The sequence below is a fragment of the Spirosoma jeollabukense genome, from assembly GCF_054777855.1.
Genome location: NZ_BAAHAD010000002.1, coordinates 847538 through 873799, shown reverse-complemented (window position 1 = coordinate 873799; position 26262 = coordinate 847538). Strand labels below are relative to the sequence as shown.

The following is a 26262-nucleotide window of genomic DNA, read 5'->3' as shown; positions in this document are numbered from 1 at the left end:
ATGTCTGATTTACAGGATTTTGGTAGGGTAACAGGCATTTATACCAGGCAGCATTTACTACGTGACATAGTTTTCACAGCTTCTCTGTTTTTTTAAACACATCATCGGGATCGATGCCCGATTCCCTCATTAAGTCCATTCCGTACTGCCTTATAGATTCAATAAGCGGAATGACTCGGTTTCCTTTTTCGGTGAGTGTATACTCTACTTTGGGTGGCACAACAGGATAAACCGTGCGTGTCACAAACCCATTGGCTTCAAGTTCGCGAAGTTGAGTTGACAGCATTTTATGAGAAATGTGCGGCAGGTATTTTTTTAGTTCACTATACCGTAACACCATTTTCTTATTGAGCCGCCATAAAATCGGCATTTTCCAGGTGCCGCCGATCTGATGCATAGCATATTCAACTGGATTATAGTACACTCGCCCCTGGTCGGTAAAGTCTGGCATATCAGGTAACTATCTTATAATCAATCACTCTCTAAAGAGGTAGTATCACACTAAAAAGTGTATTTGAGCATAAAATTACTACAAGTGATCACCTTTGTAGCACGCTTTAGCGGAAATCTAAAAACAAACAACCTATACAAATACCATGAGTTTAAAAGACCCCAACCTTGTTAGCGCAAAACATCCTAAGCGCGTTGCCATTGTCATTGCCAATCCTGCTGTTTCAACAACTACCAACTGGCCGGTGGGTTTCTGGTGGAGCGAACTGACCCACCCCTATTACGAATTCACCGAGAAAGGATACGACGTCGAGATCTTCAGCCCCTACGGAGGCAAATGCGAGGCCGATGCTATGAGCGACCCCAACGATGCGAGTGGCTACTCATCAACAGACCTTATCAGTCAGGGTTTTATTCATTCGCCGTCGCTGAAAGCACTAGTAGACAACACCAAACCCATTTCTGACCTGAATGTAGCCGATTTCGATGCATTGGTCGTCGCGGGTGGACAGTCTCCTATGTTCACATTCGAAAATGCGACCAATTTGCAGAGTAAGTTCGTCGAGTTCTATGAAAGTGGCAAAGTCACGTCAGCACTTTGTCATGGCGTAGCCATTCTGCGGTATGCCAAACTAAGCAACGGCGCGTATCTGGGGAAAGGAAAAACCATAACGGGCTTTGCCAACGTCGAAGAAGATTTTGCCGACAACGCCGTCTGGGAGTATGGAATGCTTTCGCGTGACAAACACGTAATGCCCTGGCGCATTGAAGATGAACTGAAAGCCATCGGGGCCAACTACATACAGGCTGGCTTATGGCGTGGCTTCGCTATTCGCGATGGCAACCTCATTACAGGCCAGCAGAATTTCAGTGGTGCCGAAACGGCCAAAGCCATTATCGAAGCCCTGGGTGAATAAACAACATTTTATCGCTGTGTCATTATCCAAAAATATGTCACCCCAGTTCTCTTCGACAGTCTAAGATAGGTCCTGTATTGAAACAGGCTTAACTTTCATAACCATTCATGAGTATGACAATCCAACAAGTAGCCGACCGTTTAGTAGCCCTTTGCCGTGAAGGAAAGTACGAACAAGCCCAGCGTGAACTTTATTCCAGCGATGCCAAAAGTATCGAACCAGACAGCGCACCCGGTATGCAAACCGTGCAGGGGCTTGATGCCATCATTGAAAAAGGAAACCAGTTTCAGGACATGATTCAGGAAGTACACGGTGGTAGCGTGAGCGATGCGCTGGTGGCAGGCAATACCATTGCACTAACTATCGGTATGGATGTAACCTTCAAAGACGGCAACCGTATGGACATGAACGAAATTGCGGTGTACACGGTGCAGGATGGCAAGATTGTACAGGAACAGTTTTTCTTCTAAACTATTCCATTTTCATCGGATGCTTTTATCCGATGAGAAACTTCCATTACCTATGAAAATCGCAATAATCGGCACAGGAAATCTAGGTGGTGCTCTAGCCCAGCGGTTTGTGCAGGCGGGTCATACCGTGCTAATGGGCGCGAACTTCCCGCTTTCCGAGAAATCGATCCTCCTTGCTACCAAAATTGGTGCAGACCGCTTTACCTCCATCAAGTCAGCGGTTACTCAATATGATGTGGTGATTTTAGCGACCCCGGCCCTGAAAGCCATTGACGTTGCTCAGGCATTAGGCGACGCTACAGGCAAGGTAATTATTGACAGACACCATGAACATTGTGCGTGGGATCGGACCATCCGGTTTCGTCGATACAACGGATGCCATTCTAGCCCATACGACCACCACCGACGCAGTAAAATGCTTTAACTCCACTGGCTTCGAGAACATCCTCAATTCAACTTTTGGCGATCAGAAAGCCGATATGTTTGTGGCGGGAAACAGTACGAATGGCAAAGCCATTTCAGTAAATGATATCCCGATTCAACCATCTGCCGTAACATTGAAATCGAAATCCGCGAGTTTCTGGGCGATGAGCATATTCCGGAAAAGCTCAACCCGGTCGAAGATATTCTGCTCTAAAACCTCGTATTGATTCCATAAAAAATGCTGCGATACTAAGTATCGCAGCATTTTTTATGGAAAGGGATTTATTGCTTGATGAACCGCTGGCGCAATACGTTTCCGGACAGTGTCCTTACTTCGATCACGTAAATACCCGTCGCTAAACTCCTGATATCCAGTCCCTCAATTTCGCCTTCCTGACTCATCACTTGGGCACCACTGACGCTGAATATCCGGATACCAGCCACTTTATGGCTAGCCGGCAATCGTAAGTTTACCTGTTCGCTAGCTGGGTTCGGATAAATGACTAACGACAGACCAGCCTCCAAGCTCTGACGAATCGAGATGATCCGGGAATAGGTTACGGTCCCGTCCAGATCCACCTGTTTCAGCCGGTAGTATACCCGTTCATTCAGGCTGCTCTGATCATCGATATACTCATAGGACTGGGTGGCTGACGTAGTACCTTTGCCCGTCACACGCCCGATGGATTCGAAGCTTTTGGCATCGTTGCTCCGTTGGATTTCGAAATGATCGTTGTTCTGTTCCCAGGATGTCACCCAACTCAGCTGATTGCCCTTGTTCTCAACCCATTGCCCCTGGAATGAAACCAGATTCACCGGCAAAGGACTACGCTTTACCGACACGATGATCAAACTGTAATCTTCTACTTCGCCGTCGCTGGCAACGCCGGTTGGATCGGCCACTTCGGCCGCATTGGAAGCAATCCGGAAACGCATAAACGTCTGCCCACCAGCCAAATTATTCAGCCCGTTCCAAAAGAGCTTAACCTGAGTAAGGCTACCGTCTTGATTGGAAGAAACAACAGCCTGCGCCCGCTCGCTGGCTTCGAACGTACCGTTCTGGTTAAAATCAATCCAGCCGCTAACGGTTGCCTCCACCCCCGTCTGGTTTTTCACAGAAAGTGTAACACTATAGGACGTACTGGTAGTTGTCAAGGGAGCAGATTCTACTAAGCCTGTTTCATCATCAAAAGGAAACGGCAACCAGGAATTCGTTGCCAGCGCATCATCGCCCTTAGCCTGGTCTGAAGGTTGTCCATCTCCTTCAGTGTCAATATCGGTTGTCGAGACTCCATTCGATAGAGCCAGATTCGTAACTAGGTCGTTATAAACATGCCGTGGCCCATTGCTACTCAATGACGTACCATAGCTATCTGGGGCATCGCCGTAATCATACTGGGGCGCTTCGATCATCAGGGTATAATCTTCTACCGATCCATTATTGGCAGCACCCGTCGGATTGGCCACTTCATCGGCATTGGTGGCCACCCGGAAGCGGGCATAAGTACGTCCTTCGGTCAAGCCACTCAGCCCCGTCCAGTTCAGTACTAAATTTCTGGTATCAGGTTCAATAGCGGCTTGTGCTCGCTCATTGGCATCGAAGATCCCATTTCGGTTGAAATCAATCCACCCGCTCAGCATCGCATTTCCACCGGATGTGTTAAGTACGTTCACGCGGACGCTGAATGATGTTTTTGCCGTTGTCAACTTATACGGAAACCCGACTGACGTCTCACCCGCATCGGCATCAGCGAGCGTAGATGGCTGCCCGTTATCTTCCGCACTACAATCCAATGGACCTAATAACATGACGTTATTATTGATCATGTGCCGTGCCCCGTTGTTATTTAATAAGGTGCCGTAGCTATCTGGTGCGTCACCGAAGTCATACTCATCTTTTAAGTGTACCCGGTAATCTTCTACCTCACCACTGTTGGCTAGTCCGGTCGGCTTATCGACTTCAGCCGGATTATTGGCTACTCGCAAACGACCATAGGTCCATCCTTCGGTCATTCCGCTCAAGCCGTTCCAGACTAAGGTAACGAGTGTTCCGTTGTAATGTATCAGGTTGGGCGTTGTTGGAACTATCGCCTGCGTCCGCTCATTATCGTCAAAAGTTCCATTCTTATTCACATCAATCCAGGCGCTTACTGTGGCGTCAGCGCCCGAATTATTATATACGGTTATCTGCAACTTATAAGAAGTTCTTGAGACGCAGACCGCTTCAAAACCCTTTACCAAACAGTCTTCATCACTTCGATTATAGATTAGATTCCCATTCTGGTCATGTGTATCGTCGCCGTCAGCCATACTGCTGGGCTGTCCATCAGGTTCCGCGTCATAGGTACTTCCATATGATCCTCCCAGATATACGCTGGTATTTGGTTTATGGCGCGGGCCGTCGCTGCTAATCAGCGTTTTGTAACTATCGGGAGCATCGCCGAAGTCAAATGCCTGGCCCTGCACCTTAATTCCAGCACATAGGGTTAATAAACCCCACATGACCATGAAGGGCACCGATCGTACAGTCGTCAGGGGAGAAAGGAGAGAAATAGCACTTTTCATATATTTATAATTCTCGTTGAGTGTAAATAACAAGTAACTATCATATACTATTTATTAACCATAAATTATAAAATGACTCATAAGTAGACTTTAAGCAGTAGATTATTTGACAAAGTCTAATTTGACCTAATGAATCTTTGTTACAGCCTGAATAAAAGTTGGCTTTTTATGGCTTTGTGTAAATGAGTAGATTTTTGACTGAATAAAATTTATCTAATACGTTGATGTATTTACCCAGACTCCACTTTTACTTAGATGTCACTATTATCTATAATCAAACAACCGATATTGACTAAACGGTAGCTAACAAAAAGGGAAGTCGACACTTTTCTTTCCTTTAAGCTACCGTTTACTCAATTTCGGTTGTTTACTTTTCCGATTTTGATCCTTATTATACTATCTACAAATACCTCAATCTAATTAAGTTAGCTTGCTAGCGGCTTTTGGGTGTTAAAATCCATCAATCTGTTACCAAAAAGCAGCGGGATGTATAAAATGGAAATGATTGATAAGCTTTAGCTCCTACCAAAGGAGCCAAAACCATGTCAATCATTTCCATTTCACACATCCCGCAGGGCCGCCTGGCGGTTCATATCACTTCACAAACAACAACTCCCGGTATTTCACAAGTGGCCAGTCTTCATCGTCCACAATCTCTTCGAGCTTGTCTACTTCGTAACGAATCAGCTCGAAATGGTCTTTCACTTCTGTTGCGTAGAGCTTAGCCCGTTCAGCTGTTTCAGTAACATTATTGGCTTTCTTGCGTGATTCAATCATCGCTTCAACGCCTTTCTTAATAACCAGCACGCGAGTCGAGATTTCGCGCAAAATATCTTTGATCGGTTCGGCTTCGGCTGTCATACCTAATTCGACCATGTTACGGGCAGTTACCGCTAAGTTATGCTGATATTTCAGGGCTGTCGATATTACGTGGTTCATGGCCAGATCGCCCATAACCCGTGACTCGATCTGCACGTTCTTAATGTACTTTTCAAGTTCAATTTCGTAGCGCGATTCCACCTCCGCGTGGTTCATAACGCCGATGCGTTCAAACAGTGATAAGGACTCAGGTTTCACCAAAATACCCAGGGCTTCGGGTGATGATTTAATGTTCGACAAGCCCCGTTTAGCAGCTTCTTCAACCCACTCGTCAGAATACCCGTTGCCTTCAAACAGAATCCGTTTCGAGTTCGTGAAGTATTCTTTCAGGATATCGACAATGGCCAATTCTTTCTTTTCACCCTTGGCCAGTCGTAAATCCAGATCCGTTTTGAAATTATTTAACTGATCAGCTACAATGGCATTCAGAACAGTCATGGTCGACGCTGAATTGGCCGAACTGCCCACCGCCCGAAATTCGAATTTGTTGCCTGTAAAGGCAAAAGGCGAGGTCCGGTTACGGTCGGTATTATCGCGCATCAGGCTCGGAATCCGGTTGAGGCCGAGTTTGTAATAAACGTTGTCGCCTTTGTTAACAGTTACCTCCGACTTGGTTTCCAGATCATTAAGTGCCTGCGTCAGTGATTCGCCCAGAAAAATCGAGACAATGGCCGGAGGAGCTTCGTTAGCGCCGAGCCGATGTTCATTACCCGCCGATGCAATGCTGGCCCGTAGCAGATCGGCGTTATCATGAACGGCTTTCACTACGTTCACCAGGAACGTCAGGAAGCGTAAACTCTCCTTCGGTTTCGTGCTGGGAGCCAATAGGTTAACACCCGTATTGGTGCCCATTGACCAGTTGTTATGCTTGCCACTTCCATTGACACCCGCGAAGGGTTTTTCGTGAAAGAGCACTTTTAAATTATGCTTCTCCGAGATTTTCTCCATCAAGTCCATCAGCAGCGCATTATGATCGACAGCCAGATTGACCTCCTCGAACGTGGGGGCTACCTCAAATTGACCCGGTGCTACTTCGTTGTGGCGCGTCCTGACGGGCATGCCAAGCTTCATGGATTCGAACTCAAAGTCAACCATAAAGGCATTAACGCGTGGCGGAATTGAGCCAAAATAATGGTCTTCCAGTTGTTGCCCGCGCGCGGGTGCGTGCCCAAAAACAGTACGTCCTGCCAGTACCAGATCGGGGCGGGCGTAGAACAGGGCCCGGTCAACGACAAAATATTCCTGCTCTACGCCCAGTGTTGGGGTTACTTTCGTAATGTTTCGATCAAAATACTGACAGACGGCCGTAGCGGCTTTGTCCAGCGCATTGAGGGTTTTTAATAAGGGAGTTTTGTAATCCAGGGCTTCACCCGTATACGAAATGAAAACCGATGGAATACAAAGGGTTTTTCCCCCAGCGCCATTATCCATCAGAAATGCGGGCGATGAGGGGTCCCAGCCGGTATAGCCACGTGCTTCGAACGTATTTCGCAGCCCCCCATTGGGAAACGACGACGCATCCGGCTCCTGCTGTACCAGGGCACTCCCTTTAAATTTCTCGATGGCTTTACCCTCAATCGTTATATCGAAAAAAGCGTCATGTTTCTCCGCCGTCTCACCGGTCAGTGGCTGAAACCAGTGGGTGTAGTGCGTAGCGCCCTTCGATGTCGACCACGATTTCATGGCACTGGCAACTTCGTCGGCAATGGCCCTATCGATCTGGCCGTTTGTACTGATAGCTTCGGTGACTTTGAGATACGCTTCGGGCGAAAGTAATCCCCGCATTACTTCACTATTGAACGTATTGCTGCCAAAAAAATCACCGACTCGTTCTGTTGGAGCAGCTACCGGCACCGCATGACGACTTTGTGCAATTTCAAGGGCCTTAAAGCGAAAATTAGACATTATGGCTTGGCTGGTTTTAGGTTTAAAATTTAGCCAAACATACACCCCTTCTCTCAGTTACAGAACACCTATAGGCTGATTTCTCAGTTAGGCCAAACCGATAGGTGCGTTACGCTTCATTTTATAGTGGCTGGACGAACGTATCGAAAAAAAACGTTACCTACTATTGGGTGGTGAATGAGTTGTAATTGCAGGATCACAATGCACGCCGATTTCACAAGAAAAACCGCATCTAATCATTGATAAACAGTAAGTTTTTGTATATATGCATTGACTACCGTCCTAGCAGATTACGCCCTAACCAGCCTCTTTTATGAATCAGTCAAACAACGCAAAACCAATCTCCCCATCCGGGAAGCAAAAGCCAAAACGGTCGGCGCTCTTAGTTGGCAGTATGCCGTTCAACAATGAAGAAGCCTGCATGAGCCGGGCGCTAGCTGTTTTGGGGCCTGCGCTGTTCAGCTTACCCGATGGTGAAATTGGGGAGAAAACACCCGCCTTTCCGAAAGGGAATCGTATCGCCTGGGTCGTTTATGCTATTGAAAAATTGACCAGTGATCCAGACAGTTGGGATATTGTTAAACAGCCTGTTCGGGGTGAAGATGGCATGGCGACCAACTATGAAAATTTTCAGAAACTCAAACCCCGCCACTCCCCTGCCCAAATGCCCCACCATGTTCGGCTGGGGTATGACCACTTTGCGCTACGAAGCTACCCGATCTTCCAGCAACTGCGTAAAGACCATAACCTGCCCGGCCTGAAATTTCAGATGGGTGTTCCAACCGGGTTCGCCATGGGTTTTGCTTTTGCCAGCCAGATTCAGTGGCTGCGCTATACGAAGGCATTCAATACTGTCATCGCCCGGGAGGTGAACGCGGTCCTAGCCGAGCTTGGCCCGGATGTGATCATTCAACTTGAAGTACCGCCGGAGTTATATGCCGCCTATATGCTACCCCGTTCGCTGGTTGGCCTGGCCCTGATTCCGATTAAGGATTTGTTAGCCAAAATCACGCCGGGCGCGCAAATCGGGATTCATTTATGCTTGGGCGATTTCCACAACGAAGCCCTTGTCCATCCAAAAACATTAGCTAAAATGGTCAACTTCTCGAACCGGCTGGTCGATGAATGGCCTTCTCAACACACGCTGGCCTACATGCATTATCCGTTTGCTGAAGCGACGACTCCGCCCTCCATAGATCCTGGGTACTACGTTCCGCTGAAAGACATCAAGCTACCAGCAGCAACGCGGTTTGTGGCGGGATTTGTGCACGAAAAGCGTAGTGAAGCCGAGAATATAACTATTCTGAACAGTATCGAATCGGCCCGTGGTCAGCTTGTTGATGTGGCCAGTTCATGTGGGCTTGGGCGTCGATCACCCGAGACCGCCAGTTATTTACTGGATCTAACGGCCAGATTAGCCGATCTATAAATCAAAAAGCCCGACTACGTGAGTAGTCGGGCTTTTTGATTTATAATTTCAGACTAAGCTGTTTCCAGCACGTCAGCTGATTTAACAGTTTTGATAATTACAGCCGCTACTTTGTAAGGATCAGCCGCCGAGTTCGGGCGACGATCTTCTAACCAGCCTTTCCAGCCGCGTTCTACGGTAGCAATGGGGATACGGATCGAAGCACCCCGGTCAGAAATACCGTACGAGAACTGGTCGATTGACTGGGTTTCGTGTTTGCCGGTCAACCGCATTTCGTTATCAGCGCCGTACACCGCGATGTGGGCTTTGATAACATCAGCTGGCGAGAAAGACTGACAGATTTTATCATATACTTCTTTGCTGCCCGATGTACGTAGTGCCGTATTCGAGAAGTTAGCGTGCATACCCGAGCCATTCCAGTCGGTGGCGCCCAGCGGTTTGCAATGCCAGTTGATCGAGATACCGTATTTTTCACCGATACGTTCCAGCAGGTAACGAGCGACCCAGATCTGGTCACCAGCGGCTTTGGCCCCTTTAGCGAAAATCTGGAATTCCCATTGACCCGTTGCTACTTCGGCGTTGATCCCCTCTACGTTCAGACCAGCATCGAGGCAAACGTCAAGGTGTTCTTCAATGATATAACGGCCATAGGCGTTTTGCGCGCCAACCGAACAATAATAGGGTCCTTGTGGACGCGTTGGAAAACCTTCGGCGGGGAAACCAAGTGGCTTATCAATTTTCATATCCCACAGGAAGTACTCCTGCTCGAAGCCAAACCAGAAATCATTGTCGTCGTCTTCAATCGTAGCACGGCCGTTCGATGGGTGAGCAGTACCGTCAGCGTTTAATACTTCACACATGACGAGGAACGCATTCTTACGCTGTGGATCAGGACAGATAAAAACCGGCTTTAGCAAGCAGTCCGATGAACCGCCTTCAGCCTGCTCCGTCGAAGAACCATCGAAAGACCACATAGCGCAATCTTCGAGTGCACCCGAAAAATCTTCTTCAATTTTGGTTTTAGAACGCAGGCTTTGCGTGGGCTTATAGCCATCGAGCCAAATGTACTCTAACTTCGACTTTGCCATGATTACAGTGGAATTGAATTGAATAGGGGTTTTGTAACAATACTTTCAGCAAATATAGTACGGGTTTACAATAAAATATAAAGACCAATGGGCATTCGGACCGTATTTCTTATCGTTTTTACGGAATTATTATATTTTAAATTCGTTAGGTACCGCAAAATACAATATTTAGTAGGGTTTTTTACCACTTTATAATCTAAGCCAGGTAGAATAACAAAATTGAATTCGCCCCTTTTATAGCGCCCAAAATCACATCAATATTTTAAAATTCTGTTGTTTTTTCCCTAAAATACCTTTGGGAAGAAGTTGTACTCAAAAACCAATCTACACGTACTGGTTTCTATATTTGACCCAAGTCCAATACCATTAATGTTAAAAATCAGCGATCAGATTGGTCTTGAAAAGCTTAATGGCAATGGCCAGCAGAATGATGCCGAAAATTTTACGAAGCACCTCCAGGCCACCCGAGCCAAGCTTTGTTTCGAGCCAGCCCGACGACTTTAAGACCGCATAGATCAGCCCCAGATTAAGAATAATCCCTACGATAATATTTACGGTCTGGTATTCGGCCCGGAGCGAAATAATCGTCGTTAACGTACCGGCACCGGCAATCAGCGGAAATGCAATGGGAACGATGTGTGTGGCACCGCCCGTGTTGATTTCTGATTTGAAAATTGTCCGACCCAGAATCATTTCCAGACCAATCAGAAAAATAATCAATGCCCCTGCCACGGCAAACGACGCGACATCAACCCCGAATAGTTTTAGAATCCGTTCGCCAACAAATAAAAATGAGATCATCAGGACGCCCGACGCGAACGTAGCACGACCGGACTCAATCTTACCGGATTTCTGCCGTAAATCAATAATGACCGGCAGTGAACCCACTACGTCAATAACCGAGAATAGAATGAGGGTAACGGAAACAATTTCTTTGAGGCTGAACATGCTATTTTTTGTTACGCTGGAACCGCAACGGCGGACCGTGCCAGCCCGGTGACGAAGGAAGCATCTCCGGCTAAGCAGGCACTTTTTTATTACCAAAGATGCTTCCTTCGTCACACGACAAAATGCGACCTACTATGACCGTAAGAACTCCTTTAAGGTTCCAATCTCCTCATCCGTAATAGCCGGGAAGTTAGCGATTCGGAACGTAGTATTTTTCCAGTCGCCATACCCGTTGCCCAGGGTAATACCAGCCTGTTGCGCAGCCGTCTTAATGGCCTTAATGTCTGCTTCTGAGCCTTCTACGGCAATGACTGTATCCGAGCGGATGGCCGCGTCTGCAATGAGTATACGGAAGGGGGAATTCCGCATCTCCTGTTCAAAAAAAGCATACCAGTCGGCGGCCCGTTTTTTAGTGATCGCATCTACTTCGGCAATAGGCGGCACCTGTTGCAGCACACGCATCAGCAGGTAAATCCCTAATCCGTTTGGCGTGTAGGGGGTCTGGAATTTCGAGAAATTTTCGTGGATAAATAGCAGACTATTGTAATGCGCACTCTCCCCGATTTCTTCGGCCCGTTTGAGCGCGGCAGGCGAATAAATCAGGACGGCCAGACCGGCAGGCAGGCCAAAGCATTTCTGCACCGACGCAAACCAGACATCGGCGAGCGTCCAATCGAAAGCAATCCCTGCCATCGACGAAACCGCGTCGACGGCTATCAACGCCGAAAATTCCCGCCGAAACTTCACCAGCGTTTCCATACTGACCTGCGTACCATTCGAGGTTTCGTTCTGAACGATACATAATACATCAGCATCGCTCAGGCTGGTTGGTTGCTTAATTTTATACGCATATTCCGCCCATTTTTTACCGAAAGCGCCATTATGGGGGTGCAGACTCGCTTCGGCGGTCAGCGACTGCGCCACAATTTCCCAACACTCCGTCGCCGATGAAACCAGCGCAACATGATAATCGGCCGGAATGTCGAGTTTTTCGTGAAGCAGCCGAACGGTCTCTTTCACTACGTCCATAAAGCCCGCGCTACGGTGATTCAGGCTCACAATCCCCGAACGCACCGCTTCGGCCGCATAGTCGGCAACTTGTGGATATACTTTGGATGGGCCGGGGTAGAAGGTTATCATGAATGATGAATGATGAATGATGAATGATGAATGATGAATGATGAATGATGAATGATTATATTAAAAAATTAATCGCTCTGACAACCCGGCCATCATTTCTCATTCATCATTAAATACCTCACGGCTAACTCATATCCAGCCAGGCCCAACCCTACAATAACGCCTTTGCATTTGGCCGAGAGGTAGCTGTGATGCCGGAACGACTCGCGGGCGTGTACGTTGGAAATGTGTACCTCCACAGCCGGGGCTGTCACCGCCGACAGGGCGTCGGCAATGGCGATGGATGTGTGCGTATAGGCCCCGGCATTAATGACAATGCCATCCACATCAAAACCCAGCTCGTGAATTTTATCAATCAGTTCGCCTTCGTGATTCGACTGAAAATAGCGTAGTTGCACCTCGGGAAACAGTTCTTCGATGGTTTTCAGGTAATCGACGAACGAACGGTTTCCGTAAATGGTCGGTTCACGCTTGCCTAATAGATTCAGATTCGGGCCGTTAATGATTAGGATTTGTTTCATTTTTTTGTCATGCTGGAACGCCAGCCCGGTGACGAAGGAAGCATCTTCGGGAAAAGCAAATAATTTCATGCTATCTGCTAGCGAAGATGCTTCCTTCGTCAGCATGACAAAAATGATTGCTAAGCCATGTGGCAAAGTTATATAAACGCCTTTAAGAACTACCTCAAACTGGAACGCTCGCTGGCCGAAAATTCGGTGGAGGCTTATTTGCACGATGCCGAAAAACTCTACCAGTTCATCCTCCTGACCGAACCGGACGTAACGCCGATGCAGGTGACGGATCGGAATTTAGTAAATTTTCTGATGTATCTGGGCGAGTTAGGTCTGTCGGCACATAGTCAGGCGCGTATACTCTCGGGGCTGAAATCATTTTTTAAGTACCTGATTCTGGAAAACCTGATCCAGAACGATCCAACCCAATTACTGGAAGCGCCCAAGTTAGGTCGAAAGCTCCCCGATACCCTTAGTTTTCCCGAAATCGAAGACATGCTGGCCATTGTTGACCTCTCCACGCCCGGCGGCACCCGCGATCGGGCCATGCTCGAAGTACTCTACAGCTCGGGACTACGGGTGTCTGAATTACTCAACCTGCGGCTAACCAATTGCTACTTTACTGAGGGATTTGTGCGGGTGCTGGGCAAAGGGGATAAAGTTCGGCTCGTGCCGATTGGCGAAGATGCAATGCACTACACCCGAATATATGTCGATCATGTACGTAGTCAACTAAACGTGCAAAAGGGCGATGAAGACACTATTTTTCTGAATCTGCGCGGCAAGCAACTCTCGCGCATTTCGGTGTTCACGACCATAAAAAAATTGGCTTCCGAAGCAGGTATTCGCAAAACGATCAGTCCACATACGTTTCGGCACTCATTTGCTACGCATCTCATCGAAGGCGGGGCTGATTTGCGGGCGGTGCAACAAATGCTTGGTCATGAGTCCATAACCACTACCGAAATTTACACCCACCTTGACCGCGATTATTTACAGCAAACCTTACGGGAATATCACCCAAGGGCAAATAGCAAATGGCAGAGGGCGCGGGGCCAGGGGTAAAACTCTATCCGCTGATTTCCAGCCTTCCTGCTCTATGCCCCTACTCCTTTGCCCAAACTTCTTACATTATGCTTACGTCTCAACAAGACCAGTTTAGCCTTCCCGAAGGCATCCATTACCTCAATTGTGCCACCCGTGCGCCGTTCAGCAAGGCGGTTGAGCAGGTTGGCCACGAAGTTCTTACCAAACAGGCCAACCCGTTTGGACTTCGACCCGATGATTTTTTTACAGGAGCTATCCGTGTGCGGACCTTATTTTCCGAGCTTATAAACAACCAAAATGCCGGCATTACCGCGCCCGAACGTATTGCGGTCGTTCCATCTGTCTCCTATGGCATGGCCGTTATAGCCCGAAACTTAGCCCGTAAAACGGGTATTCAGCGAGGGCAACGTATCGTACTGATCGGCGATGAGTTTCCGAGTGATGTCTACGCCTGGGATCGCGTTTGTACTGAGCTGGGCCTCACCATTACGACAGTCAGCATGCCGCCCGATTTTCCCAAAGGAGTCAGGTGGAACGAGCGGTTACTCGACGCCATCGGACCCGACACGGCGTTAGTCGTAGTGCCGCCGGTGCACTGGATGTATGGCATTCGGTTTGATCTGGAAGCCATTGGGCAACGAGTTCGCGACGTGGGGGCGTGGTTTGCTATCGACGGGACGCAGGCAATTGGTGCGTTGCCGTTCGATCTGGAGCGAGTACAACCCGACGCTGTCGTTTGTGCAGGATACAAATGGCTGATGGGGCCTTATTCGCTCGGCTTGGCCTACTACGGTCCAGCTTTTGACGAGGGGGTTCCGCTCGAAGAAGGCTGGATGAATCGGTTGGACAGCAATCAATTTCATCGCCTGATGGATTACCAGCCCGAATACCGCCCCGGTGCTTACCGCTACAACGTTGGCGAGCATACCCATTTCCTGCAAATGCCCATGCTCGAAACGTCACTCCAGCAGCTCGTGGACTGGCAACCCACCCGTATTCAGGAATACACAAAAAACCTGATGGCAGATGCCTGGTCGACGCTGGAATCCCTTGGCTGCTACGTTGAACCCGAAAACGGGAGCCTGGGCCGATGCCACCACCTTGTCGGATTGTGGTTACCCGATCATGCCGATCCGATGGTCATTCAACAGGCCCTGCAAGCCGAAAACGTATCGGTATCGGCCAGAGCGCGCGTACTACGTATCGCCCCACATGTGTATAACACACCCGCTGATGTTGATGCGCTGGTTAACGTACTGACGAAGGTGCTTTAAAGGCGTGGAGCCTGGAGCAGGGTGTCTAGCGTAAAACCATGCTCCTTGCGCCGAGCTCCCTGCTCTAAACCTCATACAACTCCAGCGGCAGATCGTCGGGGTCGGCGAAGAAAGTAAAGCGTTTACCAGTTAGATCGTCCACGCGAATAGGCTCGGTCGCGATATTATGCTCAGCCAGATGCGCTACGGCAGCGTCCAGATCAGTAACGGCAAACGCCAGATGACGCAAACCTAGCGCTTCGGGCCGGGATGGACGTTTGGGTGGGTTCGGAAACGAAAACAGTTCGATTATATACTGCCCATTCAGGGCCAGATCCAGTTTGTAAGACTGCCGTTCCGCCCGGTTTACTTCGCTTAAAATCGTTAAGCCCAGTATGTCTGTGTAGAATCGCTTCGACTTTTCGTAATCCTGACAAATAATGGCAATGTGGTGAACAGCCGATAGATTCAGCATAAAAATAAATTTCAGGGGTTTAGTAATGTATCAGTAGCCATTGTATCGACAGCCGTTCCATCTCTTACCGTCGGTAAAGCCCGTTCAACTTCCCGACGTCGGTTCCAGGGAGCGGTCGTCCGTCGGCCCATATCAATGGCCAGTAAGGCTACGATTGTCGTGAAGACAATAAAAACGATGATGAAAATGCGACGGTTGCGGTTCACTTTTTATCTAATGATGAATGATGAATCATAAAAGATGAATTACAGAAATGGCTACTACCACATTCATCATCGCTCCGGCGACCCGGTTATAATTCATCATTTTTGGAAAGTTGTTTCGGTGCAATTTGAAAGGTTATACTACCTGTTCGCCCGGAAATTTCGGCCCAGGTCACGTCTTCGAACGTAATACCTACAACAGCACCTTTGCTCATTGAGTTGATCCGTTGATGCGTTAAAAATTCAGCCAGATACGTTACGTCGGGGTTATGGCCTACAATCATGGCTGTTTGACTGGCTACAGGAACGGCGTTTATGGCTGCCAGATAAGCTTTCGGCCCCCCTTCGAATAGCTTTTCGTCAAACTGAATCTGAGCTACTTCATAGCCAAGTTGTTCAGCCACAATGTTCGCCGTTTCTTTAGCGCGTGGCGCAGGACTGCTGACGATAATGTCAGGCTGAATGCCTTTTTCGTGCAGATAACGACCCATTCGGGCAGCCGCCATGACGCCTTCGGACGTTAGCTTACGGTCAAAGTCAGCCATAAAGATGGCCCGGTCTTCGGCTTTGGCATGGCGAACGATGTAGAGTATTATTGACATACAGGTAGGATTGATACGTAGGTTTAGTCATGCAAAAATAGACGGTCAATCGGTATGTCACTACACTTACGGATGGTATGGATTAAAATTGTCTGTGGGCGATTCAACCGACAATCCGTACTTTTGCGGGCACAACCACTATCTGGTCGCCGTTTCAGTATGAGTTATCAACCTATTAAGCAATTGTTAAAAAACGCTCCCGGCGTGGATTCGCCAGTCGGCACCACCGTGACCGTTAAAGGCTGGGTACGTACCAAGCGCGAAAGCAAAAATGCCGTTTTCATAGCCCTCAACGATGGCTCAACCATCAATAATATTCAGGTCGTCGCCGAAGCCGGTCAACTTCCGGACGAAACGCTGAAGCTCATCACTACCGGAGCGTGTCTGTCCGTTACGGGCCAACTTGTTGAATCACAGGGAGCCGGGCAAGCCGTTGAAGTTAAAATTTCGGACGTCCACATTTACGGCACCGCCGATCCTGAAAAATATCCGCTGCAACCCAAACGGCACTCGCTGGAGTTTCTGCGTGAGATCGCCCACCTGCGTCCTCGCACGAACACGTTCAGCGCGATCTTGCGCATTCGGCACGCGCTGGCGTTCGCCGTCCATAAATACTTTAACGACAACGGTTTCTTTTATCTCAATACGCCCATCATTACCGCTTCCGATGCCGAAGGTGCGGGGGAGATGTTCCGTGTCACAACGCTCGACGCCACCAAACCGCCGTTAACGGAAGAGGGCAAAGTGGACTACAGCCAGGATTTTTTCGGTAAAGAAACCAACCTGACCGTATCCGGCCAGTTGGAGGGCGAACTGGGGGCTATGGCGCTGGGCAAGATTTACACGTTTGGCCCGACGTTCCGGGCTGAAAATTCTAACACGACGCGCCACCTCGCCGAATTCTGGATGATTGAGCCCGAGATGGCTTTCTATGAACTGGAAGACAACATGAATCTGGCCGAAGATTTCGTCAAAACCGTGATCCGCTACGCGCTACAGCATTGCGCCGACGATCTGGCATTCCTGGATGGCCGACTAAAAGAGGAAGAGAAAACCAAAAAGAAAGAGGAACAAAGCGAACTGGGCTTACTTGAAAAACTTCAGTTTGTGATCAGCAATGAATTTGTTCGGCTGACCTACACTGAAGCGGTTGACATTCTGATTAACTCAAAACCTGCCAAGAAAGGCCAGTTTCAGTACGAAGTTAGCTGGGGTGTCGATCTGCAATCAGAACATGAGCGATATCTGGTCGAGAAGCATTTTAAGAAACCCGTTATCCTGACCAACTACCCGCGTGAAATCAAGGCGTTCTACATGAAGCAGGACCCCGATGGCAAAACCGTTCGCGCGATGGACGTACTGTTTCCCGGCATTGGCGAAATCATTGGTGGCTCGCAACGCGAAGATGATCTGGATAAACTCACCGCCCGCATGCACGAAGTGGGTATCGAGCCCGAAGCGCTGTGGTGGTATCTCGATACGCGTCGGTTTGGATCGGCCCCGCACGCTGGCTTCGGCCTCGGTTTCGAGCGGCTGGTTCTGTTCGTAACCGGCATGGGCAACATCCGCGACGTAATTCCATTCCCCCGCGCTCCGAAAACCGCCGAGTTTTAGTAGTGACCGGTGCGGCATATTTGCGTTTCCTGTGCGTCAGCAATTTGCGTCATCAAAAAGCCTTTATTCAGCGTCTAAAGTTGAATAAAGGCTTTTTCTGTTAATACATTTTAATAGTGGCCCGTTAGGGCCTCAACAGCGTAGCGTCGGTAGAAAATATTGGTTGTATTGAGACCAATGTGCCGTTAGGTACCTAACGGCACATTGAATAACCGACAAAACTTTCTCTACCGACGCTACGCTATTGAGGCCCTAGCGGGCCAAATTGAATCGTCTATGACTAATTCTAATCTCTAGTTGACATAACGACATAGATCAAAATTTCCCACTTCACTAGTAAACACACCCTGTTTTGCTGCTTTACCTAATGAAGCTTATTTCCTAAATAGACTCCTCTCCTATTTCTTTGACCTTATTTCACAATGAACAAACGCTTTCTTTTCTCCCGTTCACCTCTTCGAATACTAGTCAGCAGTCTTATTTTACTGCTGATCGCGCCGGTCACTACGTATCCATCAAAACCAACGGCTACTCGCAAGGCCGATGTGATCATTTATGGCGGTACCTGCGCAGCCATTACAGCGGCTGTGCAGGTCAAAAAAATGGGCAAATCCGTTATCATTGTCTCGCCCGATAAACACCTGGGTGGCTTGTCGTCGGGTGGGCTGGGTTTTACGGATACGGGCAACAAAGAAGTGATTGGCGGCCTATCGCGCGAGTTTTACCAACGGCTTTATCAGCATTACCAGCAGGATTCGGCCTGGAAATGGCAGAAGCGCGAGGAATATGGGAACAAAGGTCAGGGGACGCCCGCCATCGACGGCAACTCCCGCACGATGTGGATTTTTGAACCCCACGCGGCCGAAAAGGTATTTGAAGATTTCGCCAGGGAGAATGCGCTTACAATTTATCGCAACGAATGGCTCGACCGTTCTGCGAAGGGCGTAACCAAAAAAGCGGGTGCCATTCAATCGTTTCGCACCCTGAGCGGCCAGGTTTACGAAGGAAAAATGTTTATCGACGTAACGTACGAAGGTGACCTGATGGCGGCTGCGGGCGTTCGCTACCACGTAGGCCGGGAAGCCAACAGCGTGTATGGAGAAACCTGGAACGGCGTACAGCCGAACGTATTTCAGCATGGGCATTATTTCAAAGCCAACATCAGTCCCTATAAAGTGCCAGGCGATCCCAAAAGTGGGTTGCTTCCCGAAATTGCCACCAATGGACCGGGTGAAAAAGGCGTCGGTGATCACAAAATTCAGGCGTATTGCTTTCGGATGTGTTTCAGCAACAATCCCGACAATCGGGTTCCGTTTCCAAAACCGGAAGGGTATAACCCAGCCCGGTATGAATTGCTGGGGCGAGTTTTCGACAGCGGCTGGCGCGAAACCTTCGACAAGTTCGACCCGATCCCGAACCGCAAAACCGACACCAACAACCACGGCCCGTTTAGTTCCGATTACATCGGCAAAAACTACGATTACCCCGACGCTACGTATGAGCGCCGGAAAGCGATTATCCGGGATCACCAGTTGTACCAGCAGGGGCTTCTGTATTTCCTTTCCAACGACCCCCGCGTTCCCGAAGACGTACGGAAAGACATGAGTCAATGGGGACTGGCAAAAGACGAATTCACGGACAACAACAACTGGCCGCATCAAATCTACGTCCGGGAAGCCCGGCGTATGCTCGGCACCTACGTCATGAAAGAAGCCGATGCACTCGGAGAAACCACCGTACCAAATCCGATTGGCATGGGCTCGTACTCACTTGATGCGCACAATGCCCAGCGCTACGTCCGGCCGGATGGCTTCGTACAGAACGAGGGCGATATTGGTGTTCACCCGAAACAACCGTACTCAATTGCCTACGGGTCTATTTTACCAAAAGAGAATGAGTGTAAAAACCTGCTGGTGCCGGTTTGCCTGTCAAGTTCGCACATCGCCTACGGGTCGATCCGGATGGAACCCGTGTTCATGATTCTGGGTCAGTCGGCAGCAACGGCGGCTGTGCTTTCGATCGACAATAACGTATCACCCCAGCAATTACCGTACGCTAAACTGAAGGAAGTCCTGCTGAAAGACCGCCAGCGGCTGACGCTGTAACCTATCCGTTTGTACCTTTACGGGCGTTTGAGGAATTCAGGTCCAGGAATCTGAGTTCGTCAAACGCCTTATTTATATGCTGGCACTCCCCATTTTTCTCGCTCTTGCATCCGGCTTTGTGGTGGTCGGCGTTTATACCGAACGAAAGGTTTCAGCCTTCATGCAGGATCGGCTTGGCCCCATGGAAACGGGCAAATGGGGCCTTCTTCAGCTCTTCGCCGACCTGCTGAAACTGCTTCAAAAAGAAGATATTGTGCCCACCGCAGCCGACAGAAAGCTGTTTCTGCTGGCTCCGGCTGTCATTTTTGCCTCGGTTTTTGCGGGCTTTGCCGTATTGCCACTCACGCCCGATTTGCAGGGATCACGCGCGAATGTCGGCGTATTTTACCTGATGGCGATTGTCTCGTTCGACGTAGTAGGTATCCTGATGGCAGGCTGGGGATCGAACAACAAATATTCGTTATTTGGCGCCATGCGGTCGGTTGCGCAGATTGTCTCCTACGAGATTCCGCTGGGACTAACCATTCTGTGTGTCGTGATGATTGGCCAATCGCTTAATTTGCAGACACTTAGCTTTCAGCAAGGTATCTACACCCACGAAACGAATTATCTGTTCGGACTACAGGCGCTGGGTGTCAACGTAACGGATTGGGGGGGTATCTTCTCCTGGAACATCCTGCGAAATCCATTTCTGCTGATTGCTTACGTCATCTTTTTCATCTGCACACTGGCCGAATCTAACCGTGCCCCGTTCGATCTACCCGAAGGTGAATCTGAAATCGTGGCAGGCTTTCACACGGAATATTCGGGGATGCGTTTCGCGCTGATTTACCTGTCGGAGTACGCAATGATGCTGCTAGTGTCCTTTCTGGGCGCGGTCCTGTTTCTGGGAAGCTGGAACACGCCCCTCCCCAACATCGGTCCGGTTCGCCTGGCCGACTGGACGAGTGGCGCACCAGGAACTATCTGGGGTAACATCACCGGCGGCTTCTGGCTCCTCTCGAAAGTGTTTTTCGCTGTGCTGGTCCAAATGTGGGTCCGCTGGACATTCCCCCGGATTCGCGTTGATCAGATGATGTATCTGTGCTGGAAAGTCCTGACCCCTGTGGGCTTGTTGCTGCTTCTGATTTCCGGAATCTGGCGGCTGCTGATGATATAATTTGAACCGAAATACTCTCTATCTTTACTACTATGAGCATCGAAATAAGGCTGGGAGTAGGGGATGGAGTTGCCTGCATTGCAAAGACGCGCATACCTATTTGGCTGCTGGAAAGTTTTTATTTGCAGGGAGCTAACGATGTCGATTTATTAAACGCTTACCCTTCTCTCCGAGCCGAAGACCTAGCTGATGCCAGAGCCTATGCCCGTGTTCATATGGATGAGATAGCTCAGCAAATTGCAGAGAACTACTAACTTTTTTAATGGAAAAGAAGTACCAAGTATTCGTCAGTTCTACGTATAAAGATTTGTTAGAAGAGCGCCGGGAAGTCATGCAGGCTCTTCTTGAGTTGGATTGCATTCCTGTCGGGATGGAATTATTTCCAGCCGCTGATGATGATCAATGGACGCTTATTAAACGGCTCATTGATGATTGCGACTATTACATATTAATCGTCGGTGGACGTTATGGTTCCTTATCAATCGAAGGCATTAGCTATACTCAGATGGAATATGAGTATGCTCTTTCACAAGAGATTCCAATTATTGCGTTCCTCCCTAAAAACCCTGATAATATTCCCATAGGAAAAAGCGATGGAGAGCCCGAAAAATCAAAAAAACTGTTAATATTTAAAGAATTAGCTCAAAAAAATTATGTAGGTATTGGGAAACACCCTCCGAGTTAGGGTCACAAGTAAGCCGTAGTTTGGTGAGACTTATCAAAGATAAACCGAGACCAGGCTGGGTGAAGGCTAATCAACTAATGAGCGAAGATGCCACAAAAGAAATTTTGGATTTGCGTAAGCAAATAGATTCTTACAAAGCGGAAATAGACAGTATAAAATCTGATGCGCCTGCTGATACTTCTTCTTTAAGTCAAGGGAGTGATATATACGCATTAGAATACACAGTCAGAGCAGAATATGAATATATCAATAGCCCATTTGATCTTGATTTTGACCATCCTGCACGGCATTTTCGCCAAACAGCAGATTTCGCTTGGAATGATATTTTTTACGCCATAAGTCCGTTGCTAATTGACGAAGCCGCGGAAAAAGATATTAGTGATAAGTTAGATTCATTTATCTGGCATTCAAGAAAAGACGATATAGATTCTCTAGTGGAGGGGGTAAATTATTCCATTTCTTCTGTTTCAATCGTTGATACTTATTTTCAAACTATAAAAATTCAGTTAAGGGCTTTAGGGTTGATAATTCAAAGCGTTAAGAAAAGAAGCATCCATTCAAAAGACAGCTATTGGACCCTAACCCCATATGGCGATACTGTTATGACAAGATTGAGAGCTATAAAAAAATAATTACTTCCCAATTACAAATCAAGTGTGCCTATCAACGAATGGCACGCGGATGACGTGGATCAAGCGGATTTACGCCGATAAAATCAGCATAAATCGGCTCAATCCGTGTCATCGGCGTGCCATTCCCTTTATACAATTCCCATTTGAGTAAACAAGACCCTTTCGCGGCTTTACTCTATTATGCGCCCGCAATCTTGCTTTCCCCATACTCTTTATAAAACCTATCCAATTTATGTTGAACCAATTTATACCCCGCCGGGAGGCTTTGCAACGGTTGGCTTTACTGGTCGGCAGTACGCTGTCGCTTCCGGTGCAGGCGGCACTACGTGGCGAAACCAGTAACGATGTGCCTCTCGTTTTTTCCGCCGGACAACAGAAGCTCATCGCGGAATTGGTGGATGTAATCATACCCACCACCGATACACCCGGTGCCAAAGCCGCCGGGGTCGATCAGTTTATTGGACACGTTATTGGGCACTGCACGGCGTCGGCTCAACAGGAAACGTTTCAAAAAGGCTTACAACAAACCGACGTATTTAGCCAGGCCACTTTTGGAAAATCCTTTCCTGAACTCGACAATTCGCAGCAGATAGAGATTGTCAATCAGCTAACCCAACGCGAAAAGCCATTTTTCATGAGCCTGCGTGAGCTAACTATCGTCGGCTACTTTACCTCAGAACTCGGAGCCACCAAAGCGCTGGAGTACCTCCCCGTTCCCGGTCGGTTTCAGGGGGACATTCCCTTAAAAGCAGACCAAAAAGCCTGGGCCATTTAAAAAAGGTATAAGTCGTAAGTTGGTAAGGCGTAAGTAGAGTTTGCCTCAGCCACTTACGCCTTACCAACTTACGACCATACACCATGAACCTCAATATCGATGCAGTAAAAGATATGACCTACGACGCCATTGTCGTTGGGTCGGGTGTTAGCGGAGGGTGGGCCGCTAAAGAATTGACAGAAAAGGGCTTGCGGGTCCTTATGTTGGAACGGGGACGCCCACTGGAACACGTAACGGGCTACGAGACAGAGCAAAAAGCGCCCTGGGAACTGTCGGAAGTGAGCCGCCTAGGAGAACTGTCCGCGAAATATCCCCAGACACCCGAGGACGTAGCGAAAAGTGTCTCGCCTTACTGGATGCCCGGCATGGATACGTCCTACCGGCAGGACAAACCGTTCCGCTGGCTACGACCCAATATCGTAGGCGGAAAATCCATCATGTGGGGGCGGCAGTCGTACCGCTTTAGTGATATTGATTTTGAGGCCAACGCCAAAGAAGGCATCGGCGTTGACTGGCCTATCCGGTATAAAGACATTGCTCCCTGGTATTCGTACGTAGAAAAATTCGCGGGCGTTTCCGGCGAAAAGCTGGGACTTCCTCAACTCCCCGACAGCGAATTCTTGCCCCCAATGGATATGTTTCTGGTCGAAAAAGAAGTACGAAAACGGATTGAGAAATCGTTTCCGGGACGTATCATGACCATCGGCCGAACGGCGAATTTGTCCGAAGCGCAAAAAGTACACGTAGACAATGGTCGGGCACCTTGCCAATATCGGAATCAATGCATTCGGGGCTGTCCATACGGCGCCTATTTCAGCACGCAATCCTGCACGCTCCCACCCGCCGTCAAAACGGGCCGCCTGACACTACGTCCCAATTCGGTGGTGACGGAAGTGATTTATGACGCCAAAAAACAGCGGGCTTCGGGTGTACGGGTGAAAGATTCCATGACCCTGGAAAGTCAGGAGTATTTTGCCAAAGTCATCTTTGTCTGTGCGAGTGCGATGGCTTCCACGGCCCTGCTCATGAACTCGGTATCGGATCGTTTTCCCAACGGTATGGGCAATGATTCGGACCAGTTGGGGCACAATCTAATGGATCATCACTTCCGGCTTGGCGCAAATGGGCAGTGGGAGGGCGGGCAGGACCGGTACTTCTACGGCCGCAGGGCCAATGGTATTTATATCCCCCGGTACCGCAATATCGGAACAGATAAGCGCGACTACCTGCGCGGCTTCGGCTATCAGGGGGGCGGTGGTCGGCAGGGGTGGCAGCATCACGTAGCCGAACTGGATTTCGGTACGTCGCTGAAGGAAAATCTGACCCGGCCGGGATTGTGGACTATGGGTTTAATTGGCTTCGGGGAGCAATTGCCCGAATACAAGAATCGAATGTATCTGGATAAAACCAACCTGGACAAATGGGGACTGCCTACGTTAGCGTTTGACGCGGAAATTGGCGAAAACGAGCGAAAAATGCGGGTCGACATGCTCAATGATGCGCAGGAAATGCTCGAAGCGGCTGGTTTAGTTAACGTGAAAACTTACGATCAGGGGTCGGTGGTTGGGGGAGCCGTTCACGAAATGGGCACCGCCCGCATGGGCCGCGATCCCAAAACGTCGGTACTCAATGGTCACAATCAGATCCATGCCGTCAAAAATGTATTCGTGACTGACGGTGCCTGTATGACCTCGTCGGCCTGCGTCAATCCGTCCCTTACCTACATGGCCCTGTCGGCCCGCGCTGCCGATTTCGCCGTGCAGGAACTGAAAGCGCAACGGATTTGATCCAGGTTTATTGATTCGTTCGAGCTTACCGGATATTACTAGAAGCTGGTTTTTATGACTGCTATAAACTATTTGAAAATTATTTCTTGCTTAGTCTGAAAACCGACCCGTCGGACCGCCCCTAAATCCCCTGAAGGGGACTTTGTTCGAGCGTAAGAAAAGTCCCCTTCAGGGGATTTAGGGGCGGTCCGACGGGTCGGTTTTCAGACAGCTTCTTAGGATTATTTATGATCCAGCTTATTTCCCAAAATCCTACGTAATCTTAATTGTCATAAAAATCAGCGTTTAATGGATTAATGTAGCTTATCAATATCGGGAGATGTTGGACTTTAGTAGATTGGGCGTTTAAACGCTCAACCATATGAACTCCCAATGGCAACGATTTCGGCACCGCCTACACGAAATCGTCTTCGAAGCTGACACCTGGGCCGGGCGCGCCTTCGACGTTACGTTGCTTTTTCTGATTGTCCTGAGCGTGCTGGCCGTCATTCTGGAAAGCATTCCCTCCCTGCAAAAGCCATATGGACTTCTCTTTGATCGAATCGAATGGGTGTTTACCATCCTGTTCACGCTTGAATACGTAGTGCGCATTATCAGTATCCGGCAACCACTACGTTATATAACCAGCTTTTTTGGCCTTGTTGATCTACTGGCCATTTTGCCCAGCTATCTCGGTTTATTCTTGTTTGGGGCGCACGAACTGGCGGCCGTACGAATTCTACGTCTGCTACGTATCTTCCGAATCCTGAAACTAGGCGAATATACGGCGGCAGCTTCCCTCCTCGCCTATTCGTTGCGTGAAAGCCGAGCTAAAATCACCGTCTTTTTCGTGGCAATTTTTACATTAGTCATCACGCTTGGCTCCATGATGTACGTAGTGGAAGGACATTCCAATGGATTTGAAAGCATTCCCTTAAGCATCTACTGGGCAGTCATTACGATTACTACTGTTGGTTACGGCGATATTGTTCCCAGCACACCAATGGGCAAATTCATCGCTACGCTCATTATGTTACTGGGCTATGTAATCATTGCCGTACCAACCGGCATTGTGGCCGTTAGCCTGACAGCCGCCAGCAAAAAGCAGGAAATTTCGACGCAGGCTTGCCCAAATTGTAGCCGTCAGGGACACGATCCCGACGCCGTATATTGTAAGTACTGCGGAGCTAAGCTGTAAATCCAAGGACCTAAAACGAGCG

26 protein-coding genes are annotated in these 26262 nt (G+C 48.8%); 15 read left to right on the top strand and 11 right to left on the bottom strand.

Going from position 1 to position 26262, the window contains the following annotated elements; genetic code table 11:
* Positions 1-73: 73 nt before the first annotated feature.
* The gene (locus ACYVEA_RS11990; RefSeq protein WP_461113660.1) at positions 74-451 is read right to left on the bottom strand and encodes a winged helix-turn-helix transcriptional regulator; all 378 of its coding nucleotides are present in this window, start codon (positions 449-451) and stop codon (positions 74-76) included.
* Positions 452-596: 145 nt separating this feature from the next.
* Here ACYVEA_RS11990 and ACYVEA_RS11985 point away from each other — a divergent pair, with 145 nt between their 5' ends.
* From ACYVEA_RS11985 to ACYVEA_RS11975, 3 genes are all read left to right on the top strand, one after another.
* Positions 597-1367: a type 1 glutamine amidotransferase domain-containing protein gene (locus ACYVEA_RS11985; protein ID WP_461113659.1), complete on the top strand. Its 771-nt coding sequence runs from the start codon at positions 597-599 to the stop codon at positions 1365-1367.
* Between the two features lie 113 nt (positions 1368-1480).
* A complete protein-coding gene (locus ACYVEA_RS11980) occupies positions 1481-1837 on the top strand; it encodes a SnoaL-like domain-containing protein (protein ID WP_461113658.1) in 357 nt (118 codons plus the stop codon).
* A gap of 52 nt (positions 1838-1889) precedes the next feature.
* Complete coding sequence (locus ACYVEA_RS11975) at positions 1890-2261, top strand: NAD(P)-binding domain-containing protein (protein WP_461113657.1); 372 nt, start codon at positions 1890-1892, stop codon at positions 2259-2261.
* Between the two features lie 114 nt (positions 2262-2375).
* Here the strand turns inward: ACYVEA_RS11975 and ACYVEA_RS11970 are convergent, their stop codons facing one another.
* The 3 genes from ACYVEA_RS11970 to ACYVEA_RS11960 all read right to left on the bottom strand — a co-directional run bounded on the left by ACYVEA_RS11970 (position 2376) and on the right by ACYVEA_RS11960 (position 7609).
* A complete protein-coding gene (locus tag ACYVEA_RS11970; protein ID WP_461113656.1) occupies positions 2376-2525 on the bottom strand; it encodes a hypothetical protein in 150 nt (49 codons plus the stop codon).
* 17 nt (positions 2526-2542) lie between these two features.
* Positions 2543-4825 (bottom strand): GEVED domain-containing protein, encoded by a 2283-nt coding sequence (locus ACYVEA_RS11965; protein WP_461113655.1) that lies wholly within the window; start codon positions 4823-4825, stop codon positions 2543-2545.
* A gap of 594 nt (positions 4826-5419) precedes the next feature.
* Positions 5420-7609, bottom strand: coding sequence for a glutamine synthetase III family protein (locus ACYVEA_RS11960; RefSeq protein WP_461113654.1), 2190 nt, complete (start codon positions 7607-7609; stop codon positions 5420-5422).
* 313 nt (positions 7610-7922) lie between these two features.
* Here ACYVEA_RS11960 and ACYVEA_RS11955 point away from each other — a divergent pair, with 313 nt between their 5' ends.
* Positions 7923-9038: a hypothetical protein gene (locus ACYVEA_RS11955; RefSeq protein WP_461113653.1), complete on the top strand. Its 1116-nt coding sequence runs from the start codon at positions 7923-7925 to the stop codon at positions 9036-9038.
* Between the two features lie 53 nt (positions 9039-9091).
* Here the strand turns inward: ACYVEA_RS11955 and ACYVEA_RS11950 are convergent, their stop codons facing one another.
* From ACYVEA_RS11950 to aroQ, 4 genes are all read right to left on the bottom strand, one after another.
* A complete protein-coding gene (locus tag ACYVEA_RS11950; protein ID WP_461113652.1) occupies positions 9092-10126 on the bottom strand; it encodes a glutamine synthetase beta-grasp domain-containing protein in 1035 nt (344 codons plus the stop codon).
* A 372-nt stretch (positions 10127-10498) separates the two neighbouring features.
* Positions 10499-11074, bottom strand: coding sequence for a MarC family protein (locus tag ACYVEA_RS11945; protein WP_461113651.1), 576 nt, complete (start codon positions 11072-11074; stop codon positions 10499-10501).
* Positions 11075-11206: 132 nt separating this feature from the next.
* Positions 11207-12214: an aminotransferase class V-fold PLP-dependent enzyme gene (locus ACYVEA_RS11940; RefSeq protein ID WP_461113650.1), complete on the bottom strand. Its 1008-nt coding sequence runs from the start codon at positions 12212-12214 to the stop codon at positions 11207-11209.
* A 92-nt stretch (positions 12215-12306) separates the two neighbouring features.
* On the bottom strand, positions 12307-12735 hold the full coding sequence (gene aroQ / locus ACYVEA_RS11935) for a type II 3-dehydroquinate dehydratase (protein WP_461114077.1): 429 nt from the start codon (positions 12733-12735) through the stop codon (positions 12307-12309).
* A gap of 126 nt (positions 12736-12861) precedes the next feature.
* Here aroQ and xerD point away from each other — a divergent pair, with 126 nt between their 5' ends.
* Positions 12862-13791 (top strand): site-specific tyrosine recombinase XerD, encoded by a 930-nt coding sequence (gene xerD, locus ACYVEA_RS11930; protein WP_461113649.1) that lies wholly within the window; start codon positions 12862-12864, stop codon positions 13789-13791.
* A 68-nt stretch (positions 13792-13859) separates the two neighbouring features.
* The gene (locus ACYVEA_RS11925) at positions 13860-15047 is read left to right on the top strand and encodes an aminotransferase class V-fold PLP-dependent enzyme (protein ID WP_461113648.1); all 1188 of its coding nucleotides are present in this window, start codon (positions 13860-13862) and stop codon (positions 15045-15047) included.
* Between the two features lie 64 nt (positions 15048-15111).
* Here ACYVEA_RS11925 and ACYVEA_RS11920 read toward each other — a convergent pair whose 3' ends face one another.
* From ACYVEA_RS11920 to ACYVEA_RS11910, 3 genes are all read right to left on the bottom strand, one after another.
* Complete coding sequence (locus tag ACYVEA_RS11920; RefSeq protein ID WP_461113647.1) at positions 15112-15501, bottom strand: VOC family protein; 390 nt, start codon at positions 15499-15501, stop codon at positions 15112-15114.
* 11 nt (positions 15502-15512) lie between these two features.
* On the bottom strand, positions 15513-15707 hold the full coding sequence (locus ACYVEA_RS11915; RefSeq protein WP_461113646.1) for a hypothetical protein: 195 nt from the start codon (positions 15705-15707) through the stop codon (positions 15513-15515).
* Between the two features lie 86 nt (positions 15708-15793).
* Complete coding sequence (locus ACYVEA_RS11910; protein WP_461113645.1) at positions 15794-16306, bottom strand: SixA phosphatase family protein; 513 nt, start codon at positions 16304-16306, stop codon at positions 15794-15796.
* A gap of 159 nt (positions 16307-16465) precedes the next feature.
* On the opposite strand from ACYVEA_RS11910, the gene asnS reads away from it, so the two are divergent.
* From asnS to ACYVEA_RS11865, 9 genes are all read left to right on the top strand, one after another.
* Positions 16466-17920 carry an asparagine--tRNA ligase gene (gene asnS / locus ACYVEA_RS11905; protein ID WP_461113644.1) on the top strand — a complete coding sequence of 485 codons (1455 nt, stop codon included), beginning with the start codon at positions 16466-16468 and terminating at the stop codon, positions 17918-17920.
* 422 nt (positions 17921-18342) lie between these two features.
* Positions 18343-20025: an FAD-dependent oxidoreductase gene (locus ACYVEA_RS11900; protein ID WP_461113643.1), complete on the top strand. Its 1683-nt coding sequence runs from the start codon at positions 18343-18345 to the stop codon at positions 20023-20025.
* Between the two features lie 34 nt (positions 20026-20059).
* Entirely contained in the window at positions 20060-21184 is a 1125-nt protein-coding gene (gene nuoH, locus ACYVEA_RS11895; RefSeq protein ID WP_461114076.1) for an NADH-quinone oxidoreductase subunit NuoH, read from the top strand.
* Between the two features lie 32 nt (positions 21185-21216).
* On the top strand, positions 21217-21438 hold the full coding sequence (locus tag ACYVEA_RS11890; protein WP_461113642.1) for a DUF433 domain-containing protein: 222 nt from the start codon (positions 21217-21219) through the stop codon (positions 21436-21438).
* Between the two features lie 8 nt (positions 21439-21446).
* Entirely contained in the window at positions 21447-21869 is a 423-nt protein-coding gene (locus tag ACYVEA_RS11885) for a DUF4062 domain-containing protein (protein ID WP_461113641.1), read from the top strand.
* A 77-nt stretch (positions 21870-21946) separates the two neighbouring features.
* A complete protein-coding gene (locus ACYVEA_RS11880) occupies positions 21947-22501 on the top strand; it encodes a hypothetical protein (protein WP_461113640.1) in 555 nt (184 codons plus the stop codon).
* 232 nt (positions 22502-22733) lie between these two features.
* The gene (locus ACYVEA_RS11875; protein ID WP_461113639.1) at positions 22734-23276 is read left to right on the top strand and encodes a gluconate 2-dehydrogenase subunit 3 family protein; all 543 of its coding nucleotides are present in this window, start codon (positions 22734-22736) and stop codon (positions 23274-23276) included.
* Positions 23277-23359: 83 nt separating this feature from the next.
* Positions 23360-25063, top strand: a complete 1704-nt coding sequence (locus ACYVEA_RS11870; protein ID WP_461113638.1) for a GMC oxidoreductase — start codon at positions 23360-23362, stop codon at positions 25061-25063.
* 361 nt (positions 25064-25424) lie between these two features.
* Complete coding sequence (locus ACYVEA_RS11865) at positions 25425-26240, top strand: ion transporter (RefSeq protein ID WP_461113637.1); 816 nt, start codon at positions 25425-25427, stop codon at positions 26238-26240.
* Positions 26241-26262: the final 22 nt, after the last annotated feature.

Bases quoted from the DNA above. Each gene is read 5' to 3' on its own strand.
- ACYVEA_RS11945 (WP_461113651.1), bottom strand. From the start codon at position 11,074: ATGTTCAGCCTCAAAGAAATTGTTTCCGTTACCCTCATTCTATTCTCG.
- ACYVEA_RS11910 (WP_461113645.1), bottom strand. From the start codon at position 16,306: ATGTCAATAATACTCTACATCGTTCGCCATGCCAAAGCCGAAGACCGG.
- xerD (WP_461113649.1), top strand. From the start codon at position 12,862: ATGTGGCAAAGTTATATAAACGCCTTTAAGAACTACCTCAAACTGGAA.
- ACYVEA_RS11955 (WP_461113653.1), top strand. From the start codon at position 7,923: ATGAATCAGTCAAACAACGCAAAACCAATCTCCCCATCCGGGAAGCAA.
- ACYVEA_RS11940 (WP_461113650.1), bottom strand. From the start codon at position 12,214: ATGATAACCTTCTACCCCGGCCCATCCAAAGTATATCCACAAGTTGCC.
- ACYVEA_RS11975 (WP_461113657.1), top strand. From the start codon at position 1,890: ATGAAAATCGCAATAATCGGCACAGGAAATCTAGGTGGTGCTCTAGCC.
- ACYVEA_RS11865 (WP_461113637.1), top strand. From the start codon at position 25,425: ATGAACTCCCAATGGCAACGATTTCGGCACCGCCTACACGAAATCGTC.
- ACYVEA_RS11990 (WP_461113660.1), bottom strand. From the start codon at position 451: ATGCCAGACTTTACCGACCAGGGGCGAGTGTACTATAATCCAGTTGAA.
- ACYVEA_RS11960 (WP_461113654.1), bottom strand. From the start codon at position 7,609: ATGTCTAATTTTCGCTTTAAGGCCCTTGAAATTGCACAAAGTCGTCAT.
- ACYVEA_RS11965 (WP_461113655.1), bottom strand. From the start codon at position 4,825: ATGAAAAGTGCTATTTCTCTCCTTTCTCCCCTGACGACTGTACGATCG.
- ACYVEA_RS11875 (WP_461113639.1), top strand. From the start codon at position 22,734: ATGTTGAACCAATTTATACCCCGCCGGGAGGCTTTGCAACGGTTGGCT.
- ACYVEA_RS11925 (WP_461113648.1), top strand. From the start codon at position 13,860: ATGCTTACGTCTCAACAAGACCAGTTTAGCCTTCCCGAAGGCATCCAT.
- ACYVEA_RS11880 (WP_461113640.1), top strand. From the start codon at position 21,947: ATGAGCGAAGATGCCACAAAAGAAATTTTGGATTTGCGTAAGCAAATA.
- ACYVEA_RS11890 (WP_461113642.1), top strand. From the start codon at position 21,217: ATGAGCATCGAAATAAGGCTGGGAGTAGGGGATGGAGTTGCCTGCATT.
- ACYVEA_RS11980 (WP_461113658.1), top strand. From the start codon at position 1,481: ATGACAATCCAACAAGTAGCCGACCGTTTAGTAGCCCTTTGCCGTGAA.
- aroQ (WP_461114077.1), bottom strand. From the start codon at position 12,735: ATGAAACAAATCCTAATCATTAACGGCCCGAATCTGAATCTATTAGGC.
- asnS (WP_461113644.1), top strand. From the start codon at position 16,466: ATGAGTTATCAACCTATTAAGCAATTGTTAAAAAACGCTCCCGGCGTG.
- ACYVEA_RS11885 (WP_461113641.1), top strand. From the start codon at position 21,447: ATGGAAAAGAAGTACCAAGTATTCGTCAGTTCTACGTATAAAGATTTG.
- ACYVEA_RS11985 (WP_461113659.1), top strand. From the start codon at position 597: ATGAGTTTAAAAGACCCCAACCTTGTTAGCGCAAAACATCCTAAGCGC.
- ACYVEA_RS11900 (WP_461113643.1), top strand. From the start codon at position 18,343: ATGAACAAACGCTTTCTTTTCTCCCGTTCACCTCTTCGAATACTAGTC.
- ACYVEA_RS11870 (WP_461113638.1), top strand. From the start codon at position 23,360: ATGAACCTCAATATCGATGCAGTAAAAGATATGACCTACGACGCCATT.
- ACYVEA_RS11920 (WP_461113647.1), bottom strand. From the start codon at position 15,501: ATGCTGAATCTATCGGCTGTTCACCACATTGCCATTATTTGTCAGGAT.
- ACYVEA_RS11970 (WP_461113656.1), bottom strand. From the start codon at position 2,525: ATGCTGCGATACTTAGTATCGCAGCATTTTTTATGGAATCAATACGAG.
- ACYVEA_RS11950 (WP_461113652.1), bottom strand. From the start codon at position 10,126: ATGGCAAAGTCGAAGTTAGAGTACATTTGGCTCGATGGCTATAAGCCC.